Source organism: Chitinophaga sp. GbtcB8, from assembly GCF_019091455.1.
GTDB lineage: Bacteria > Bacteroidota > Bacteroidia > Chitinophagales > Chitinophagaceae > Chitinophaga.
Genome location: NZ_JAGXJN010000046.1, coordinates 28,265 through 47,309, shown reverse-complemented (window position 1 = coordinate 47,309; position 19,045 = coordinate 28,265). Strand labels below are relative to the sequence as shown.

The window sequence follows — 19,045 nt, the reverse complement described above, 5'->3', positions numbered from 1 at the left end:
GATGTGATAGGCAGCTTAAACTACTAATAATAAATTGATAAACCAACTAACCAATAATCTGTTATTTTTGAATAAATCTTTATATAAGATGAACGAAAGCAGACTCCCTTTTAATGCGCGCCTGGCCTTCACCCTGTTATCACTTGTACTGATCATTTACATTGCGCATTTCAGCGCCACCATCCTCATTCCGCTGGTGTTTGCCTTTCTGGTGGCCATTATGCTGCTGCCGCTGGCCAACCTGCTGGAGAGCTTCCGCTTTTCCCGGGGCCTGGCCGCTTTTTGCGCGGTGTTCATCTTCATAATACTTTTATCCAGCGTAGTAGCCCTGCTTACCACGCAAATGGGAGCTTTTGTATCCGACTTTCCGCATTTACAGCAACAGCTGATAAAAAGCCTGGATTCCTTACAGCTATGGATAAACGAAGAATTTCACATGAACGCACATAAGCAAATGGATTACCTGGAGCAGCTGGCCATGGGTACCCTGGGCTCTGCCACTACCTTCCTGAGCCAAACCTTAGGCGCCGTATCATCCATGCTGGTGTTCATCATTTTTGTATTGCTGTATTCCTTTTTCCTGCTGTTATACCGTTCCCTGCTCATAGCCTTCCTGGTAAGGCTTTTCCAGGAAAAACACCGGGAAAAGCTGTTGGATGTGATAAAACAGACCCGCATCATTATTAAAAGCTACGTAAGTGGGTTAATGATAGAAATGGTAGTAGTGGCCGTTGTAAACTGCGCCATCTTCTGGACGCTGGGCATTAAATATGCCACGCTGCTGGGTATTATGGCAGCCGTCTTTAACATTATTCCTTACCTGGGCATTTTTACCGCTATTATTATTAGTATGGTGGTAACCATGACCACCAGCACCTTTGGCGCCAGCGTGCAGGTAGGTGTTGCATTGCTCACCGTGCACTTCCTGGACAGTAATATCCTGCTGCCCCGTATCGTGGGCTCCAAGGTAAAGATCAATGCATTGGTAACCATTATTGGTGTAGTAACCGGTAACCTGCTCTGGGGTATCCCGGGCATGTTCCTGGCCATTCCGATTATTGCCATCCTGAAGATCATTTTTGAGCATATTGAGGTAATGCAGCCCTGGGCCATTCTGCTGGGTGAGCTGCCGGAAAAGCCCAAAAAGAAAAAGATAAAGCTCACCACACCGGACGAATAAAGTATTTTTACCTCCCATGTCACTCAATTTCCGTAATGCACTCCTCTCCGATCTGCCGCTGATCGTAGATATTTACAACACTACCATTCCCTCCCGGATGGTAACTGCAGATACCGCACCTGTTACCGTTGAAAGCCGTGAAAACTGGTTCCATGCCCATGTACCGGGTAAGCGTCCCTTATGGATGGTAGAAGCAGATGGCCAGGTAGCCGGCTGGGTAAGCCTGCAATCTTTTTACGGCCGCCCGGCATACAATGCCACGGTGGAGATCAGTATTTACCTGCATCCTGATTTCCGCGGCAGGGGTTTGGGCAAAGCCGTATTAAGCTACGCCATGGAACAATGCCCGGCCTTAGGTGTAGAAACCCTGTTGGGATTTATTTTTGCGCATAACCAGCCCAGCCTGTTATTGTTTGAAAAAATGGGTTTTGAAGAATGGGCCCACATGCCCGATATTGCTGAATTAGACGGCATAAAACGGAGCCTGAAAATATTAGGAAAAAAGGTAAAGGGCTAAATGGATGACCGTTAAATACTTTCAATCCCTAAATTTGTGTGCTTTAACCATACCCCTATTGTAAAATGGCCATATCCGTAAAAATTGACTTTGAGAACCTGTATGAGATAGAGCACATTTCCGAAGACCTCCGCATCAGTACCTTTAAAACCGAACTGGAAGACGGTACCTATTTACCGCTAAAGGTGGAGATCAGTAATGAATGCCATACCCTGCTGCCCAATGTGTATAACCTGGCCTTTGGCCCGCTGGATAAAAAGGGCGAGATCAATGACAAGGCCCAGCTATCCCATAAGGATTATTCCCGTGTGTTTTCCACCATCCTGTTCGATGGGCTTAATTTCCTGAACAATAATAAAGGTCATTACCTGGGCATAGATGGCTCTGACAATGCGCGGGCCTATATGTATTATATGTTCCTGCAAAGGAATTATGACTACCTGAGCAAGTACTTCAATATTTACGGGCTTAAGTATTATGTGCGTATTACCCGCTTTGGTAAGAACCAGTACGATAATCCTTTTGATTTTACAGATATACAGCCGGTACCGGACCGCATACTGAAAGGCAGCCGGCTGCCACCACCGGTTATGTATAATTATTTCATTTTCAATTCAAAAATTGCAGAATAGAGTGTGCCTGCTTTAAACATAATTTTTTTAGCCTTACTATTTTTTTCTTAACTTTACTTTCATGAAAGAATCCATAGAAGCTAAATTATTGGCCCTCACCAAAAAGGCCAAAGAAAATGGAGCTAACCTTAAAGGGTCAGGCGCTATCCGCAATGGGTCCTCTTTGCATAAAATAATTAAAACCAAAGAGCAAGCCGCTACCTTTATGAAGCTCTTGCAATCTTTATAATTTCATACGTTTTTCAATTTATCAAAAACCTGTCTGTTCAGACAGGTTTTTTTTATTCATACTATTACCATTAAATCCTTAATAATATGTGGTGGCTTTATGCATTACTCTCCGCGCTTTTTGCCGCACTTACAGCCATATTTGCCAAAATAGGTGTATCAGCAGTGAACTCTAACCTGGCCACGGCCATCCGCACCATTATTATATTAATAATAGCCTGGGGCATTGTGCTGGCCCGCGGGGAGGCAAAAGGACTCAGCGGCCTGTCTAAGCACAACCTGCTGTTCCTGGTATTATCCGGCATAGCTACCGGCCTTTCCTGGATCTTTTATTTTAAAGCCTTGCAATTGGGTAAAGTATCCCAGGTAGCCCCGGTAGATAAATTGAGCGTGGCGCTCACGATCATCCTGTCCGTGATCTTCCTGCACGAGGCCCTAACCCTGAAAACAGCCATTGGGGCATTATTAATTATAGGAGGTACGTTGGTGTTGATCTTTTAGGGGTAGTTCCCTGGATAAAAGCAGGGTTGTATGAGGGAGTAACCAGGATCTGACATGAGAGGGACCTGGGAGGGACCTGGGAGCAACATGAAAGAAACACGGGTGCAACCTGGGGTAAAAGCGTATGAAAGCCATAGTAAAAGCGTATACCACTCCTATTAAAAGCGCACTTAATCTTCTTTGAGCGCCAGGTTTTCGATAAGATCAATACGGTACACACAGCGGTGATCGCCGGAAACAATATGATCCGTACGGTGGATCTTTACTTCATCCCCCAGGATGGTGCGGAAGGTCCTTAACTCTGATTGGCAGATATTTACACATTGGGCAGCAGCGCTGCAGATGGGGCAATGATTCTCAACAAAGGTAAAGCCATCCCCGTCCTTACGCCATTCTGCTAAAAAGCCTTCGGCGGTGCGCAGGGCAGCAAAACGGGCTATTTTATCTCCTACATCGGCAGCACCCTCCAAAGCAGCACGGTATTTTTCCAGCTGCTGGTTTTCCCGGGCGCTAATAATCTGGTCCAGCGCTTCCTGTCCCAACTCATGACGGATGGTTTGCATCAGCTGCAGGGTAAGTGCAGCGTGGGTATCCGGAAAATGGGCATTGCCCTGCGCGGTCAGGTTCCATACCTGTACCGGCCGGCCTACGCCTTTGGCGCTTGTAGTAGCAGCCACCAGCCCTTCTTCTGCCAGTTTCAGCAATTGCAAACGGGCCCCTTCTCCTGTCATGCCCAGTTCGGCAGCCAGGGAGGCAGCAGTTTGCGGTCCACGGGTCTTTAATAATACCAGAAACCGGTCGGCCGCAGCTTTGATCTTTGGCATATAATTTTCCAAGTACTTGCTTGTTTTATTGTAAATGTCGTAATTTTGTGTTATTCAAAAAAATATTGTTGTAAGGTTATACGACCTTTGCGGAAGCATCCCAACCGATCTTATCACGTTACAACAATTAACAAACTGATAATTAGATAGTTAAATGAACGTCCTGATATTTAACGGCTCCATGGATGACCGGCCACATGCTACGGCGGGGCGGGTAACCGGCTACTTTGAGGATGCGTTCCGTCAAAAAGGCTTTACCACAGAGGTGTTTAGTCCGGCCAGCACAGAGATACCGTTCTTTGACCCGGCTAAACCTGGCATACCAGCCGGTGTGCAGGCCATGTGTGATGCTTTTTGCAAAGCGGAGCTGCAGGTATGGCTTACCCCCTTATATCATGGCAGCATGACCGGGGTAATGAAGAACTGCCTTGACTGGCTGGAGCTTACCAGCAGGCATGGCCGCCCCTATTTAACGGGAAAGGTCGTAGCTTTGGTGAGTTGGGCCAATGGCACTCAGGCCATGCAGGGTATTAATGCCATGGATGCTGTAGCCAAGGCTCTACGCGCATGGGTGCTGCCTTTTTCAGTACCTGTGCTAAGAGATCATTTATTTGAGCCGGATAGCAGTACCTTTGCACCTTTATACCGGACCAAATTTGACCAGATGATAACGCTGCTGGCCGATGCAAGGCCCGTAGCCATATAATAAAAGCTGTTGGCCGTTCGCTTTTGGCAGTAAGCTGAAAGCCGCCGCTAATAGCTAAACTCTAAAAGCTAAAAGCTCGATATATATGATTACCATTTCAGAAAAAGCAAGTGAATACATTAAGGACCAGATGGTAAGGGAAAATCATGTACCCGGCACTTTTGTGCGCGTAGGCGTAAAGGGTGGCGGCTGCTCCGGCCTGGAATATGTGCTTAAGTTTGAACAGGATGAACAGACTGGCGACCAGGTATTTGAAGATAAAGGCGTTAAGATAGTGGTACAAATGAAAAGCCTCTTATATCTTTACGGCACAGAACTGGACTATTCGGACGGTCTGAATGGTAAAGGATTGTATTTCAACAATCCGAATGCCACCAGGACCTGCAGCTGCGGGGAAAGTTTTGCCGTATAAGATTAAAAGGTAAGGAAAGGAACTTTTAAAGGATTTTAGGTTTACGATTTTAGGCCCGGGTGTAACAATCCTCATATTAAACTAAAATCACCAACCTAAGATCGTAAATCACACAAAGCAGTATGAGAAATAGTAACGAGATAATCGATGATATTGCCAACAAGGAATACGAGTATGGCTTTACCACCGATATTGAAATGGATATAGCGCCGGCAGGTCTTGATGAAGACGTGATCCGCTTTATATCTGCCAAAAAAGAAGAGCCGGAATGGCTGCTGGAATGGCGTCTGAAAGGGTACCAGGCATTCAAGAAAATGCAGCTTCCGAAATGGCAGCATTTTGATATGCCTGAAATGGACTTTCAGAAAGTATCCTACTATGCAGCTCCCAAGAAGAAAAAACAACTCAACAGCCTGGATGAAGTAGACCCTGAACTGCTGGCCACCTTTGAAAAGCTGGGTATCCCGCTGAATGAACAGAAAGCATTGTCAGGCGTAGCCGTAGATGCCGTGTTTGACAGTGTATCCGTTGCTACCACCTTTAAAGGCAAGCTCAAGGAAATGGGCGTTATCTTCTGCTCCTTTGGGGAAGCGGTAAGAGAGCACCCGGACCTGGTAAAGAAATACCTGGGCTCGGTAGTTCCCCACTCCGATAACATTTTTGCAGCATTGAACGCCGCGGTATTCTCCGACGGCTCTTTCGTATATATTCCTAAAGGCGTGCGCTGTCCCATGGAGCTGAGCACGTACTTCCGTATCAACGCACAGAACACCGGCCAGTTTGAACGTACGCTCATCATTGCTGATGACAGCAGCTACGTAAGTTACCTGGAAGGCTGTACCGCTCCTATGCGCGACGAGAACCAGCTGCACGCAGCCGTTGTGGAGCTGGTAGCCCTGGACCACGCGGAAATCAAATACTCCACCGTACAGAACTGGTACCCCGGCGACAAGGACGGTAAAGGCGGTATTTACAACTTTGTAACAAAACGCGGTATCTGTAAAGGTAATAGCAGCAAGATCTCCTGGACACAGGTAGAAACCGGCTCCGCCATTACCTGGAAATATCCCAGCGTAATCCTGCAGGGCGATGATGCCATGGGTGAGTTTTACTCTGTAGCCGTTACCCGCAATAAACAGATTGCAGATACCGGCACCAAGATCTACCACCTGGGCCGCAATACCCGCAGCCGCATTATTTCCAAAGGTATCTCTGCCGGACAGGGAGAGAACACCTACCGTGGCCTGGTACAGGTAGGCCCCCGTGCACACAATGCCCGTAACTTTACCCAATGCGATTCCCTGCTGATCGGTAACCGTTGCGGCGCGCATACGTTCCCTTACATTGAGTCCCGGAACAAAAGCGCCACAGTAGAGCACGAAGCCACTACCTCCAAGATCGGGGAAGACCAGATCTTTTACCTGAACCAAAGAGGTATTGATACGGAAAAAGCAGTAGCACTGATCGTAAATGGTTATGCTAAGGAAGTGCTGAACCAGTTACCCATGGAATTTGCCGTAGAGGCGCAAAAGCTGCTGTCCATCACATTAGAGGGCAGCGTAGGTTAATTATAACGAATAAAACAACAGAGAAACACAAACAATATCATGCTGACGATTAAAAATCTGCACGCAGAAGTAGACGGAAAAGAAATACTGAAGGGTATAGACCTGGAGATCCGCAAAGGCGAGGTGCATGCCATTATGGGACCTAACGGTTCCGGCAAAAGCTCCCTGGCTTCTGTACTGGCAGGCCGCGAAAATTATACTGTAACACAGGGTGAAGTGAACTTTGACGGCAAGGACCTGCTGGAACTGTCGCCCGAAGACCGTGCCCGTGAAGGCATGTTCCTGGCATTCCAGTACCCGGTAGAGATACCCGGTGTATCCAACATCAACTTCCTGAAAACAGCCCTGAACGAAATACGCGCCTATAAAGGTTTACCGGCCATGGAAGCAAAAGAGTTCCTGAAGCTTACCAAAGAAAAACAACAGCTGGTAGAATTTAACGCCAACCTGATGAACCGTTCCCTGAACGAAGGTTTTTCCGGTGGTGAAAAGAAACGTAATGAGATCCTGCAGTTAGCTATGCTGGATCCCAAATTAGGCATCCTGGATGAAACAGATTCCGGTTTGGACATTGATGCGCTGCGTATTGTAGCCGGTGGTGTGAACAAGCTGCGTGGCCCGGAAAAATCTTTCCTGGTTATTACCCACTACCAACGCCTGCTGGATTATATAGTGCCCGACTTTGTACACGTGCTGTACAACGGCCGCATTGTAAAAACCGGCACCAAAGAACTGGCGCTGGAACTGGAAGAAAAAGGCTACGACTGGCTGAAAGAGGCTGAGGTGCATGTCTAAATTAATTATGAAGAATGAATAATTAATAATAAAGGAAGAGGCATTTCAATTCACAGCCTGCTTTTCGTAGCACTTATTAATTATTCATTGTTAATTATTAATTATTACTACAGGACTTATTAATAAACGAATAATTACAATAGCGATGTTGCAGGATGAACCCGCCACCATTATTATTAATTATTCTTTATTAATTATTAATTAAAAAGGATGACAAGCGATATAACAACACCATTTTACCAATATATCCTGGATGGGGGCAATGGGCTTACACCCAAGGAAGATGTGCTGTATGGCGTGCGGCAGGATGCGCTGGCAAGGTTCCGGACACTGGGCCTGCCCGACCTGAAAACAGAAGCCTGGCGCTATACCAACATTCAGCGTGTTTTAAAGGAACAGCCTTTTGTGCTGCAGCAGCAGGCATTACCTGTAACGGCTGCACAGCTGGCGCCCGCTTTTATCCCGGAGCTCTCCTGCTACCGTGCAGTATTGGTGAACGGACACCTGCAACCGGAGCTCTCTGAGCTGCCTGCCGCTAAGGATATTACTATTACCAAACTAAGCGAAGCTACTCAGCAAAAAGGTTTTAAGACCTTCTTTGACAAACACCCGCACCTGGCAGATCAGCCCTTTGCAGCGCTGAACACCGCGCTTTTTGCAGACGGACTTTTCATAGAACTAAAAGCCAACGCAGTACTGGATAAACCTTTACATATCATTCACGTATATACGCTTACACAACATGCTTTCCTGCAACCCCGCCACCTGTGGATCGCACATCCGCACGCATCGGCTACGGTAATAGAAAGCACCCTGGGCCTGCATAATGATGCAGTTGCCTTTGTGAACAGCGTGAACGAAGTGGTGCTGGAAGAAAATGCCGAACTATGGCATTACAACATCCAGAATGCTGTACAGAACAGCCGGCACATAAACCAAACCGCTGCCCGGCAGGAAACCTACAGCCGTTACCACCACTATAACTTTGCATTGCCGCAAGCTACCATGATCCGTAATAATACCAGCGTAGCGCTGACCGGCAGCTATACAGAAACAGACCTGCATGGCCTGTACCTGGCTAACGGCAATCAGCATGTGGACAATCATACTTTTGTAGACCACCTGGTACCCCATTGCAACAGCAATGAGCTGTACAAGGGCGTGCTGCTGGATACCGCCAACAGCGTATTCACCGGCCGTATCCATGTACACCAGGATGCACAAAAGACCAATGCTTTCCAGCAGAACAACAACCTGCTGCTGAGCGAAAAGGCCACCATCAACTCCCAGCCCCAGCTGGAAATATATGCAGATGATGTAAAATGCAGCCACGGTTTTACCGTAGGTCAGTTCAGCGATGAATCCCTGTTCTACCTGCGCACGCGCGGTATTGGCGCAGAAGCAGCCAAACACCTGCTGGTGAATGCATTTGCCTTTGATATCACCGACCAGGTGCATATCCCCGCCCTGCAGCACTATTTGACAGAAGAGATCAGAACTGTGATCAGTAATTAATAATTACGAATTGTCAATTACGAAATGCGAAGCATTCATGAATGCCATTGAAAGTAATTATGATATGAATAATTACGAATTGGGTATAGCGTGGATGTCGTAATTCGTAATTTCGTAGTTCGTAATTGAAAATCGTAATAGTATGGACAACGTATCAACTCTCGCCGCCCCGGCATTGGACGTAGCACGCATCCGGAAAGATTTTCCGCTGTTGCAGCAAGCCACCGTGTATGGTTTACCCTTAGTGTATCTTGATAATGGCGCTACAACCCAAAAGCCGCAGGTGGTGCTGGATACGCTGGAGCAATATTATACCGGGTATAACAGCAATGTGCACCGCGGCGTACACCACCTGAGCCAAAAAGCTACAGATGCTTACGAAGAAGCCCGCAAAACTGCCGCCGGTTACATCAACGCACAATACAGCCACGAAGTTATTTTTACCAAAGGCACTACTGACAGTATTAACCTGGTAGCCAGCAGCTTTGGCCGCACCTTCCTGCAAGGGGGCGATGTGGTGCTCATCTCCACCATGGAGCATCATTCCCACATTGTTCCCTGGCAAATGATCTGCGAAGAAAAAGGCGCAGAACTGAAGGTGATCCCCATTAATGAAAGGGGCGAGCTGCTGATGGACGAATTTTCCCGGCTGCTGGATGAGCGCGTGAAAATAGTAGCTGTAACATATGTATCCAATACCATGGGCACCATTAACCCGGTAAAGGACATTATTACACAGGCGCATGCACGTAATATACCCGTATTACTGGATGCTGCACAGGCCATTCAGCACATTACCATAGATGTGCAGGAGCTGCAGCCTGATTTCCTGGCCTTTTCCGGCCATAAAATATACGGCCCTACCGGTATTGGCGTGCTGTATGGAAAAGAGGCCTGGCTGAATAAAATGCCCCCTTACCAGGGCGGTGGCGATATGATCAAGACCGTGACCTTTGCCAAAACGATCTATAACGAGCTCCCTTATAAATTTGAAGCCGGCACCCCGGATGTATCCGGCGCTATTGGCTTAGCTGCTGCCTTAAACTACCTGCAGCAGGTAGGGCTGGAAAAAATACAGCAGTATGAAGAGCAGCTGATGGAATATGCCCTACAGGCATTACAGCAGGTGCCCGGCATACGTTTTATAGGACAGGCCGCACACCGCTCCGGCGCTATCTCTTTCCTGGTGGATGATATTCATCCCTATGACCTGGGTGAGCTGCTGGACAAACAGGGCATTGCCGTACGTACAGGCCACCATTGTACAGAACCTTTAATGGACCTGTTTAAGATACCCGGGACCGTACGCGCCTCCCTCTCCTTTTACAATACTTTTGAAGAAGTGGATAAGCTGGTAGCTGCCGTAAACAGGGCTGCCGCCATGCTGCGCTAAATAACCGACGAAAATGACGATCAACGAAAAACAGGATGAGCTGGTAGCGGATTTTTCCATGATGGAAGAATGGATGGATAAATACGAATACATTATTCAACTGGGAAAAGAGCTGCCGCTGATAGCAGAACAATATAAAACCGACGATAACCTGATCAAAGGCTGTCAGTCAAGAGTGTGGCTGCATACGGAATTAAAAGACGGCAAACTTTTTTTCACCGGCGACAGTGACGCCGTGATCACCAAAGGCCTCATCAGCCTTATGATATCCGTACTCTCCGGCCAGACACCTAAGGATATTGCAGCCACAGAGATTTATTTCATTGACGCCATCGGCCTGCGCAGCCACCTGTCCCCTACCCGATCCAACGGCTTACTGAGCATGCTTAAACAAATGAAGCTGTATGCAGTAGCCTACAAGGCAAAAATGGAAAGTTAACGTACAATTCAATACTAAAAACATGGAAGAACTTAGCTTACGGGATCAGATAGAAGCCACGCTCAGAACCGTATATGACCCGGAGATACCGGTGAATATCTTTGAGCTGGGACTGGTATATGAAATTAAGATCGGCGAAAATAACCGCATAGGCATCACCATGACCCTTACCGCCCCGGGCTGCCCCGTTGCCGGCGATATTATAATGGAGGTAGACCAGAAAGTGCGTGCCATTGAAGGGGTGAGCGATGTAGATGTGCACCTTACTTTTGACCCGCCCTGGACCAAGGAAATGATGACAGAAGAGGCCCGGCTGGAGCTGGGGTTCATGTAGAAATAATTCTTTAGTTACAGCAAAGGGTCCCGGTATTTGCACCGGGACCCTTTGTATTTTTAGCGACCTGCGCGCTTAGCTTAATTGTAAGGTAGGCTGCAGCACCATTCCCAGGTGAATATGCGCACCGGTATGATACTGGTCTGCTGTCAGGATCTGCTCAAACATCTTTTTAGCCTGTGGCTTTTTACCCAAGCCCAGCTGCCCTAAACCGATCAGGTAGTGGCAATGCAGGCGGTTACGGCGGTTCAGGTCATCGTCCCATATCAGCAGGTCAGGCAGCGACACGGCAAAGTAATCGATCTTTACCTCATCAAATAAATGCTGCTCCCCATAGTCTATCAGCTTATTAAACCGGCTGTGCGCTTCTGCAGTACGGTTCAGCCGCAGCAGGGCCAGTCCCTGGTAAAAGATCTTATCCGGCTGCTGATCATTATAATACATAGCTGCCGAAGGTACGGCCTGCCCGGTGGCAGCGCGCTCCCAGCAGGCTTTTGCTTCTGCGGTTTTTCCCAAACCGGCATAGGCGCAGCCGCTCCAGTAATCAATATCATTTTCCTGCGCGCCATACAGCTTGCCTTCTCCCAGGTTATGCGGGTATTGGCGGGCCTGTTCCAGCAGCTGTAATGCTTTCGTATAGTCAGCCGCGTTAATGGCCGCTTTGGCCATAGAAACCAGGCTATACACATACTGGAAAGTTACCTTTCCCTCACCGCCTTCCCAGGGGTGAAAGTTGCGCTGCATCAGCAGGTTATAGGCTTCCTGGTGGCGGCCCAGCAGGTTATATAAGGTGATCTTTTCCAGGAACAGATCGTCACGGTCATTTACCAGTGCAGGGTATTTTTCCAGCATAAGCAGGCGGGTGGCCGCCGGTTTATTCAGGCGTTTGTACAGCTGGTCCAGCTCCATGCAAATGCGGGCGTCGGTTTCATCCAGCTCAAAAGCTTTTTCAAGGCTGGCCGTAGCTTCTGCAGGCTGGTTACGTTTGTTATACAGCGCTAAGGCCAGGTTACGGTGCACGGTGGTAAAACGGTCGTCCAGCTGCCGGGCTTTTTCCCAGCAGGCAATGGCTTTTTCATACTGGCGGAAATGGTACCAGTAGTTACCCAGGTAATAAGGCGCACGCGCATCTTCCGGGTGTTGCTGTATGGCCAGCTGTAAGGCCAGGGCAGCCTCCTGCTGATGCGGGAAACAATAATCCGGCGCAGCCTGTGCTGCTTTTTTCCAGTAATTGTGTGCAGCGGCTGTATTGCCGGCTTCCCATGCAGCGGATGCCATAAAATACCACGCTAAAGGGTATACGCTGGTTTGCTGGTCAATACCGGCTTGCAGCAGCTGCAATGCTTCCGCATACATGCCGGCAGCCTGGTAGTCCAATGCAAACTCTATGTAGTTATGAATATTGCCGCGTAACAATACCTGCAGCTCCTGTAATACTTTTTGATCGTTCGTCAGCAGGTATTTTTCAAAGTGCGCACCGGTATTAAAATGATCCAGCTGCAGGGATGCATTGGCTAATTCCAGCGCTGCTGCCTGTTTGCCCTGTTGCCGTAAAATGCTGATCAGCAGGTGGCGTGTTTTATGATGGTGCCAGTTGCCGTGCAGGGAGCGGGTAGCTTCGTCCAGCGCAGCATCCCAGTTCTGGCGGGTAGCAGATATCAGCGCCAGCTGGTAGTAACCGGCAGGCTGCCAGGCTGCATTCCAGGCGCCTTTATAGAACGCGCCGTAGGCTTCCGTTAAACGCTGCTGCCAGCGCAGGCACAGGCCCAGGTTGTAATAAGGCTCTCCGTCATAAGGGTTGGGATTCCGGCTGGTTAAAGTATCAATAGCACGGCGGAAACATTTTTCCGCATCCTCTAATAACAAACGGCGCAGGTACCATTTCCCCAGGGCATTGTTGCAGCGCACATCTCCAGGATCGCGGCGCAGGCCTTCCTGGTAATAATCTACCGGGTTATAGGTGGCATGCCGGTATTGTTCCAGGTGCAGGCCGGTAAGATACAGCTGTTCTATCTCCGTTATATCTGCCGGCGCCAGTGCAGCGCGGGCTGCCAGGGGCATAGCTTGTATAGTATCCGGCGCGGGCTGCCATTCCAGCATTAGCTTACCCTGCTGGTTGTAGATGGCAATACGGTAACGGGTGCTTTCGCCTGCATCTGTTAAAGCAATGGCTTCTTCCAGGTAAGCGGCAGGCAACAGGTCTGCCGTGCGGCTCCAGATCTCCGTACCCTGGTCATACAGCACAATGCGACTTTGCGGGAAAACGCCGGTAGCGTAAAGCTTCAGCATAGCCGTGCCGTTACTTACCTCCAGGTTCATCACCAGGTCTTTGCTGGCATTTTTCACCAGCCCTACCTGGCTGTAAGGCATAAAGTATTGCGTAAAACTTTTTTCCTCATAGGGCATCAGCCAGGAAAAATCCGGCTGGTTATCGGTGTACACACCGCACATCAGCTCTATATAAGGCCCGTCTTCATCCGTAAGGTTGCGGTCCCAGGCCAGTCCAAAATCACTGTTACCCCAGGTCCACTGTTTTTTACCGGGCGATACGTGATGATTGGCCACATGCAGCAAACCACCCTGCGTATCATGCTCATAACCGCCTACAAAATCGTAGTTAGAGGTAATGGCCATGTAAGAAGTAGGTACGGGTATATTACGGTAGCGGGAAATATCCACGCCCGCGGAATAATCTACTTTATAATAAGTGCCTGTAGCCACCGGGAAGCGCGATACATCCCGCTTACCGTGATCAAACACTGCATGTACATCCGGCGGAAATACGGACTGGGAGTGCTCATTCACATGCACCGCGGGGTGGGCCCACCATAAAAAGGTTTGCGGCAATGGGGTACGGTGGTAGAGCTGCACTTTTATTTCCATATACGCCTTATCCGGGTACAGGGTAAAACCGGCCATGCCTTTGGTACGGAACATTCTTTCCAGCTCACTGCACCATACGGTTACGCTGCCATCCGCGAAGTGTTCAATGCTCCAGTCAACCGGCTCATACGTACCGGGGCGGTGGTGCTGGGGCCAGTTAAACTCTATGCCGCCGGAGATCCAGGGCCCGGTAAGGCCCACCAGCGCAGGTTTTATAACCTGGTTATGATATACAAAATGCCGTTGTTTCACTTTATCATAGGCGCGTTGTATGCGGCCGCCCAGTTCCGGCAGGATCATAATAAGCAGGTAATCATTTTCCAGGAAAACGGCCTGCCATTCCTGGTCCGTTTTTTCATCCAATATTTTCTCTACTACCGGGTACGGGTATACGGCGCCGCTGCTGCCCTGGTATACTCTTTTTTCCAGGAATACCGGATGTTTCTCAGGCTGCCCGATGCCATAGGTTGGGATACGGACGGCCTGCTGCCAGGCTTTAACTTCCATAACAAATTGTTGTATTTAAATGAGATAATGTACGCTTGTTAATTAGCGGCAAAATGCCGGCCGTCTGCAACAGCCGTTGTGCCAATGGATTGTTCTATCTCTTCCAGCGTTTTGCCTTTTGTTTCGGGTAAAGAGCTCCGGATAAATATGAAACCTGCAATGCAGATCACGCCGTAGCCCCAGAATGTGCCGGAGGCGCCCAGGGCGCTGTTCAGCAAAGGAAAGGTGTATGTAAGCCCAAAGCTGGCCGCCCAGAGGGAAAGTGTGGCTATAGACATCATACTACCCCGCAAGCGGTTAGGGAAGATCTCAGAAAGCACCACCCAGGTTACCGGCGCCAGCGACATAGCATAACAGCCAATAGCCATTACCACCAGCAGCAGCAAAGGCCAGCCGCTGAAATGCATAAAGTATAACAGCCCCATAATGGCGTAGATCATAGCCAAACCACCAGCCCCAATCAGCATTAAACGGCGCCTGCCCCAACGGTCTACCGTGTACATGGCCACCAGTGTGAATATTAAATTCACGCCGCCGGTGATCACAATATTCAGCAGTATCTGCGATACGCCATAACCGGCCGCCGCAAATACTTCCTCCGCATAATTGAAAATAACATTGATGCCGCACCATTGCTGGAATGCCGCAATGACGATCCCTATGAGCAGAATGCGTGACACACCGGGTTTCAGCAGCTGCTGTAAGCGCACGCGGGTATCGCCATCCGTAGTTTGTGTAATGGCCTGCAGCTCTGCCTGCGCATAGGCTGCGCCACCTATTTTGGTGAGCACCTGCCGGGCTTTATCACTATAATTTTTAGTGGCCAGCCAGCGCGGGCTTTCCGGTAACCAGATCAGCAACAGCAGGAATAATGCAGAGGGTACCAGCGCAGCCCAGAACATAATACGCCAGCCGGTTTGCCCGTTCCAGGATTGCAGGATAAGATCGTCCGTAGCGCCGGTAGGTACCGGTTCTGCGATCAGCCAGTTAAAGATCTGTGCAGCCAGTATGCCTATTACCAGTGTAAGCTGGTTAATGGATACATATTTGCCCCGCAAATGGGCCGGTGTAACCTCTGCAATGTACATAGGCGACAGGTTGGAGGCCAGGCCAATACCAATGCCGCCAATAATACGATAGACCACAAAACTCTGGAAAGAATGCGCTGCGCCTGTAAGCCAGGAGGATACCAGGAACAAGGCAGCAGACAGCATCAGCAGTTTTTTACGGCCATACCGGTCACTGAGGATACCGGAAATAGCCGCGCCTGCCAAACAGCCTACCAGGGCACAGCTCATGGCCCAGCCCTGTGCAGCCGGTGACTGGGTGATACCAAAAAAGCGTTCGTAAAAAGGTTTAGCCCCTCCTATCACTACCCAGTCGTACCCAAAAAGGAACCCGCCCATTGCGGAGATCATGGAAATAATAAACAGGTAAAGGTGGTTGTACGTATCATTTTTCATAACAACGCTAAATTACAATATCCCCCAGCCTGCTGACAATAGAGATTCTTTTTCAATTGATGGACAATTTTTCTATTTTTTCTGCTCACTAATGTATACCGGCCGCATAGCTATTATAAGAGTACCACCTGTTACAAATCACCGGACCTCCTTTGCCGCAATGCCAGTACTGACACGCATTAAAGGGCATTTCACCACAGTAGTCTGCGCGGTCATTGCCTGCTATTATTACTCCTGCCCGCATTTTTCCCCTGCTGTTACCTGCGCTTTTTGTACATCATTCCACCACTATGTAAAAACGGTTAAAACCCTTTAAAATTAAGGCATTCCCAGGCGCTTCTCCGTTTTACCCCCGTAACCTGATAATAATATTGTCCATTAAAAAGGTTAGGCCATTTTGGGTGTTACGCCTGTGGCTGCTGCTGTTTTAGCTGGCCTGATGCTTGTATAGGCATAGTATAACCAAAACCCAATGTTATGCTTACTTCATTAGTTGTGCTGGGTATTCTCCTTTTGTTAGTGATCATTTATATCGTGTGGCCTTACCGTGGCAAAAAAGGTACCATGAAGGAAAAACAGTAGCGATCACTCTTTAAAAATTGATATTATGCAAACAAAAGATCAACTTGACCCGAAACAGAAGCAGAACAATGATCTGCGCGATCCTTCCAACAGCAAAAATTCGGGGTTAAACCCACAGGATGATCAGAGTTTACGGATGCAGGACCAGGATGAGCGCGAAGATGAGGAGGACAAAAAACATCGTGATACAGCGGATCTGAATGAATCCGGTTTTGAAGAGGATGAATTAACGGACGGAAAACCTACAAATAGCTAAGACACAAACAACGGAATGGAAATAACACATAACCCCAGCTATTCAACAGCCTCAAAACGTGTGTTGTACACGCATTTCACGGGCTACCGCAATTTCAAATATGGGGATTCTGTTTACAATCCGTGTTTAAAAATCCACATTCATTACCCGCCTGCTAATTCCTGCCAACCGCATGCACAGTCTATAATTACGTGATAATCATATCAATAGAGCATACTCCTTCTGCCTTAAAAAGGATGCAGGGTTTTAGTTACCTGTATTAATGAAATTTTATCACTCACCATAAAAATTAAGTCATGAAAAAGCATCTCACCATTTTAAGCTTAGCCATGGCCTTTGGTGGCCTGGTCATAGCACAGGGCACCATGCCCCATAATGTAGCCCCCTCTAATTCATATCAGCAGGACACTTCAATACGGGACACTTCCATGAGAAAACACAAAATGAAAGGAGACAAAGAGTGGAAGAAAAAGGACAAGGACTGGAAGAAGAAGGATACTACCATGAAGTACTAATAGTGAAGAATTAAGAATGAATAATTAATAGTCAGATAGCCAGGAGTGCAAAAAATGAGGGGGGCGATTATTAATTATTCATTCTTCATTATTATTAATTCTTAAGGACACCGTCCTTAAGCAGCTGCGCCACCAGCTTTTGCGGATATTCCCGCACAAACTGATCTACACTGGCGGGATTAATAGTTTCAGACTGGGCAGACCATAACAGCTGCTCATTACCGGCATCATAAAGGTTAGCCTCCAGGAAATACGTTCTTTCCTTTGCATAATACCCCGGATCATACACCCAGGGATACCAGTGTGCGTAATAAGCATAAAAACCGCGGTACCATCCATAAGCAGGCACCGGCGCATAAGTAATGGCGCCCGGTACATAACGGGTTTCACTACGCTTATCCAATAAGGACACTGTAAAAATAGTTTGTGCACCGCTGGCCTGGATCTTCTGTACCAGCTCCTGCCGCTCCGGCATACGTTTTTCTACAAAACGGGGGGATAAATAATCTGTGCTCTTGAAGGGTTTAATATCGCGCATATCAGCCTGCACGGCCAGGGCATTTTCCAGCTTCACACGAACTTCCGGATTGCGGATCATGGCGGCAATAAAAACGCTGTTATAACTTTTTGCAGCTGGTTTGGCCTCCGGATTTTTCCAGGAGCCGGTAATACGTGTGGAACCTGAGCAGGCGCCCAAAACAATGCCTATACCCAGCAGAACACTCCGCAACTTTTTCATTACGATCATTTTATGTGAATTTGTAGCGTATGACGGTTCCTCATAAGGGTGGCATGGTTATAATTATAACAGCACGCTGCATAAAATGTTTATCCCATCCCGAAACAGATACCACTAAAATGCCATATCTACATATTATCGTTTTTTATTATTTTTGAAACGTCACTATTCCAATATTCCTATTAACCGACTTGTACACCTATGAAGACCAACAGCTTTAAGGAGGGGGTGGCCCTGGTTGCCACGATTGCTGCCATCGCATTAACATCATTCCGGAACAACGACGAGGGTAATACGGATCGCCCCTTTCTGCAAGCTATTAACAGTCATGCCAGTACTACACTGATCACTTACAATCTGCAGCATGCCATTAGCAGGCTAACACGCATACAGCGCACCGTAGAAGAAACGTATACCGATATACGTATTCCGGTGTATGAAAGCGGGCACCTGGTAAGCACCCTGGTATCTGACCGGGCAAACGGGGAAGACAGCCAGCTCTTTTCTTCTTTTGATTACACCGATGATTACAGCCGCATAGAAAAGATCCACTATTACACTGAAGGCAGCATTCAGGCTTACGATTCGCTGGTATATAACGAAACCGGCCATATCACCGCCCGTTACTTTTTCGGCAAAAACGTAAACAATCATTTTGAAAATCATAATTACCAGGCTTACACCTGGGACAATGCAGGAAATGTGATCCAGCTGGATAATTACGGCAGAATGGGCACCAGTGGCAACTTTGCCCTTAGCAGCACCATGTTGTACAGCTATGATAAAAAGCTGAATCCGCAGCAGCGCATAAACGGGCTGTGTTACATTACCGACATTATGCCGGCCTTTTTATCCAACAACAATGTTTTAACCGAACAAATTATCAGCACACAGGGTGCTGATAAAACTACGACGAGCTATAAATACGAATATAATAGCGCTCAATATCCAACCAGCGTAACGGCCATTTATGGTGCTGACGGGAGCAGGGAGACAACACGATTGAGCTACGAGTGATAATTACGAATTTACGAATGCAATTGTGTCATATTAAAG

The 19,045-nt window shown here is 48.0% G+C and carries 20 protein-coding genes; 16 read left to right on the top strand and 4 right to left on the bottom strand.

The features are described 5' to 3' along the window. Nucleotides 1-88: 88 nt before the first annotated feature. From KVT36_RS28120 to KVT36_RS28100, 5 genes are all read left to right on the top strand, one after another. Entirely contained in the window at nucleotides 89-1,180 is a 1,092-nt protein-coding gene (locus KVT36_RS28120) for an AI-2E family transporter (protein ID WP_217606768.1), read from the top strand. Between the two features lie 16 nt (nucleotides 1,181-1,196). Further along, nucleotides 1,197-1,697 (top strand): GNAT family N-acetyltransferase, encoded by a 501-nt coding sequence (locus KVT36_RS28115; protein ID WP_217606767.1) that lies wholly within the window; start codon nucleotides 1,197-1,199, stop codon nucleotides 1,695-1,697. 65 nt (nucleotides 1,698-1,762) lie between these two features. After that, a complete protein-coding gene (locus tag KVT36_RS28110) occupies nucleotides 1,763-2,329 on the top strand; it encodes a hypothetical protein (protein ID WP_089915981.1) in 567 nt (188 codons plus the stop codon). 61 nt (nucleotides 2,330-2,390) lie between these two features. Next, nucleotides 2,391-2,558: a hypothetical protein gene (locus tag KVT36_RS28105; RefSeq protein ID WP_156093021.1), complete on the top strand. Its 168-nt coding sequence runs from the start codon at nucleotides 2,391-2,393 to the stop codon at nucleotides 2,556-2,558. Between the two features lie 86 nt (nucleotides 2,559-2,644). After that, on the top strand, nucleotides 2,645-3,058 hold the full coding sequence (locus tag KVT36_RS28100; RefSeq protein ID WP_217606766.1) for an EamA family transporter: 414 nt from the start codon (nucleotides 2,645-2,647) through the stop codon (nucleotides 3,056-3,058). A gap of 170 nt (nucleotides 3,059-3,228) precedes the next feature. On the opposite strand, the gene KVT36_RS28095 is transcribed toward KVT36_RS28100, so the two are convergent. After that, nucleotides 3,229-3,882 carry a metalloregulator ArsR/SmtB family transcription factor gene (locus KVT36_RS28095; RefSeq protein WP_254640233.1) on the bottom strand — a complete coding sequence of 218 codons (654 nt, stop codon included), beginning with the start codon at nucleotides 3,880-3,882 and terminating at the stop codon, nucleotides 3,229-3,231. 154 nt (nucleotides 3,883-4,036) lie between these two features. Here KVT36_RS28095 and KVT36_RS28090 point away from each other — a divergent pair, with 154 nt between their 5' ends. The 8 genes from KVT36_RS28090 to KVT36_RS28055 all read left to right on the top strand — a co-directional run bounded on the left by KVT36_RS28090 (nucleotide 4,037) and on the right by KVT36_RS28055 (nucleotide 11,044). Continuing rightward, nucleotides 4,037-4,588, top strand: coding sequence for an NADPH-dependent FMN reductase (locus KVT36_RS28090; RefSeq protein ID WP_217606764.1), 552 nt, complete (start codon nucleotides 4,037-4,039; stop codon nucleotides 4,586-4,588). Between the two features lie 85 nt (nucleotides 4,589-4,673). After that, nucleotides 4,674-5,000 carry an iron-sulfur cluster assembly accessory protein gene (locus KVT36_RS28085; RefSeq protein WP_217606763.1) on the top strand — a complete coding sequence of 109 codons (327 nt, stop codon included), beginning with the start codon at nucleotides 4,674-4,676 and terminating at the stop codon, nucleotides 4,998-5,000. 122 nt (nucleotides 5,001-5,122) lie between these two features. Continuing rightward, nucleotides 5,123-6,568 carry a Fe-S cluster assembly protein SufB gene (gene sufB / locus KVT36_RS28080; protein ID WP_217606762.1) on the top strand — a complete coding sequence of 482 codons (1,446 nt, stop codon included), beginning with the start codon at nucleotides 5,123-5,125 and terminating at the stop codon, nucleotides 6,566-6,568. Nucleotides 6,569-6,607: 39 nt separating this feature from the next. Next, nucleotides 6,608-7,363, top strand: a complete 756-nt coding sequence (gene sufC / locus KVT36_RS28075; protein WP_089915964.1) for a Fe-S cluster assembly ATPase SufC — start codon at nucleotides 6,608-6,610, stop codon at nucleotides 7,361-7,363. A gap of 210 nt (nucleotides 7,364-7,573) precedes the next feature. Continuing rightward, complete coding sequence (sufD, locus tag KVT36_RS28070) at nucleotides 7,574-8,878, top strand: Fe-S cluster assembly protein SufD (RefSeq protein WP_217606761.1); 1,305 nt, start codon at nucleotides 7,574-7,576, stop codon at nucleotides 8,876-8,878. 142 nt (nucleotides 8,879-9,020) lie between these two features. Further along, entirely contained in the window at nucleotides 9,021-10,271 is a 1,251-nt protein-coding gene (locus KVT36_RS28065) for an aminotransferase class V-fold PLP-dependent enzyme (RefSeq protein ID WP_217606760.1), read from the top strand. A gap of 13 nt (nucleotides 10,272-10,284) precedes the next feature. Beyond that, nucleotides 10,285-10,710, top strand: a complete 426-nt coding sequence (locus KVT36_RS28060; RefSeq protein WP_217606759.1) for a SufE family protein — start codon at nucleotides 10,285-10,287, stop codon at nucleotides 10,708-10,710. Between the two features lie 22 nt (nucleotides 10,711-10,732). Beyond that, nucleotides 10,733-11,044 (top strand): DUF59 domain-containing protein, encoded by a 312-nt coding sequence (locus tag KVT36_RS28055; protein ID WP_217606758.1) that lies wholly within the window; start codon nucleotides 10,733-10,735, stop codon nucleotides 11,042-11,044. Between the two features lie 75 nt (nucleotides 11,045-11,119). Here KVT36_RS28055 and KVT36_RS28050 read toward each other — a convergent pair whose 3' ends face one another. Together KVT36_RS28050 and KVT36_RS28045 are read right to left on the bottom strand one after the other, a co-directional pair. Further along, complete coding sequence (locus KVT36_RS28050) at nucleotides 11,120-14,434, bottom strand: DUF5107 domain-containing protein (RefSeq protein WP_217606757.1); 3,315 nt, start codon at nucleotides 14,432-14,434, stop codon at nucleotides 11,120-11,122. Between the two features lie 38 nt (nucleotides 14,435-14,472). Then, complete coding sequence (locus KVT36_RS28045) at nucleotides 14,473-15,897, bottom strand: sugar porter family MFS transporter (protein ID WP_217606756.1); 1,425 nt, start codon at nucleotides 15,895-15,897, stop codon at nucleotides 14,473-14,475. A gap of 607 nt (nucleotides 15,898-16,504) precedes the next feature. Between KVT36_RS28045 and KVT36_RS28040 the strand changes: the two genes are divergently transcribed. Further along, nucleotides 16,505-16,735 (top strand): hypothetical protein, encoded by a 231-nt coding sequence (locus KVT36_RS28040; RefSeq protein WP_217606755.1) that lies wholly within the window; start codon nucleotides 16,505-16,507, stop codon nucleotides 16,733-16,735. A gap of 296 nt (nucleotides 16,736-17,031) precedes the next feature. After that, nucleotides 17,032-17,250: a hypothetical protein gene (locus KVT36_RS28035; protein ID WP_217606754.1), complete on the top strand. Its 219-nt coding sequence runs from the start codon at nucleotides 17,032-17,034 to the stop codon at nucleotides 17,248-17,250. Nucleotides 17,251-17,344: 94 nt separating this feature from the next. On the opposite strand, the gene KVT36_RS28030 is transcribed toward KVT36_RS28035, so the two are convergent. Further along, nucleotides 17,345-17,989 carry a hypothetical protein gene (locus KVT36_RS28030; RefSeq protein WP_217606753.1) on the bottom strand — a complete coding sequence of 215 codons (645 nt, stop codon included), beginning with the start codon at nucleotides 17,987-17,989 and terminating at the stop codon, nucleotides 17,345-17,347. Nucleotides 17,990-18,190: 201 nt separating this feature from the next. Between KVT36_RS28030 and KVT36_RS28025 the strand changes: the two genes are divergently transcribed. Further along, the gene (locus KVT36_RS28025; RefSeq protein ID WP_217606752.1) at nucleotides 18,191-19,006 is read left to right on the top strand and encodes a hypothetical protein; all 816 of its coding nucleotides are present in this window, start codon (nucleotides 18,191-18,193) and stop codon (nucleotides 19,004-19,006) included. The last annotated feature ends 39 nt before the right edge of the window (nucleotides 19,007-19,045 follow it).

Bases quoted from the DNA above. Each gene is read 5' to 3' on its own strand.
- KVT36_RS28100 (WP_217606766.1), top strand. From the start codon at position 2,645: ATGTGGTGGCTTTATGCATTACTCTCCGCGCTTTTTGCCGCACTTACA.
- KVT36_RS28030 (WP_217606753.1), bottom strand. From the start codon at position 17,989: ATGAAAAAGTTGCGGAGTGTTCTGCTGGGTATAGGCATTGTTTTGGGC.
- KVT36_RS28055 (WP_217606758.1), top strand. From the start codon at position 10,733: ATGGAAGAACTTAGCTTACGGGATCAGATAGAAGCCACGCTCAGAACC.
- KVT36_RS28110 (WP_089915981.1), top strand. From the start codon at position 1,763: ATGGCCATATCCGTAAAAATTGACTTTGAGAACCTGTATGAGATAGAG.
- KVT36_RS28085 (WP_217606763.1), top strand. From the start codon at position 4,674: ATGATTACCATTTCAGAAAAAGCAAGTGAATACATTAAGGACCAGATG.
- KVT36_RS28050 (WP_217606757.1), bottom strand. From the start codon at position 14,434: ATGGAAGTTAAAGCCTGGCAGCAGGCCGTCCGTATCCCAACCTATGGC.
- KVT36_RS28095 (WP_254640233.1), bottom strand. From the start codon at position 3,882: ATGCCAAAGATCAAAGCTGCGGCCGACCGGTTTCTGGTATTATTAAAG.
- sufB (WP_217606762.1), top strand. From the start codon at position 5,123: ATGAGAAATAGTAACGAGATAATCGATGATATTGCCAACAAGGAATAC.
- sufD (WP_217606761.1), top strand. From the start codon at position 7,574: ATGACAAGCGATATAACAACACCATTTTACCAATATATCCTGGATGGG.
- sufC (WP_089915964.1), top strand. From the start codon at position 6,608: ATGCTGACGATTAAAAATCTGCACGCAGAAGTAGACGGAAAAGAAATA.
- KVT36_RS28115 (WP_217606767.1), top strand. From the start codon at position 1,197: ATGTCACTCAATTTCCGTAATGCACTCCTCTCCGATCTGCCGCTGATC.
- KVT36_RS28065 (WP_217606760.1), top strand. From the start codon at position 9,021: ATGGACAACGTATCAACTCTCGCCGCCCCGGCATTGGACGTAGCACGC.
- KVT36_RS28105 (WP_156093021.1), top strand. From the start codon at position 2,391: ATGAAAGAATCCATAGAAGCTAAATTATTGGCCCTCACCAAAAAGGCC.
- KVT36_RS28035 (WP_217606754.1), top strand. From the start codon at position 17,032: ATGAAAAAGCATCTCACCATTTTAAGCTTAGCCATGGCCTTTGGTGGC.
- KVT36_RS28025 (WP_217606752.1), top strand. From the start codon at position 18,191: ATGAAGACCAACAGCTTTAAGGAGGGGGTGGCCCTGGTTGCCACGATT.
- KVT36_RS28040 (WP_217606755.1), top strand. From the start codon at position 16,505: ATGCAAACAAAAGATCAACTTGACCCGAAACAGAAGCAGAACAATGAT.
- KVT36_RS28120 (WP_217606768.1), top strand. From the start codon at position 89: ATGAACGAAAGCAGACTCCCTTTTAATGCGCGCCTGGCCTTCACCCTG.
- KVT36_RS28060 (WP_217606759.1), top strand. From the start codon at position 10,285: ATGACGATCAACGAAAAACAGGATGAGCTGGTAGCGGATTTTTCCATG.
- KVT36_RS28045 (WP_217606756.1), bottom strand. From the start codon at position 15,897: ATGAAAAATGATACGTACAACCACCTTTACCTGTTTATTATTTCCATG.
- KVT36_RS28090 (WP_217606764.1), top strand. From the start codon at position 4,037: ATGAACGTCCTGATATTTAACGGCTCCATGGATGACCGGCCACATGCT.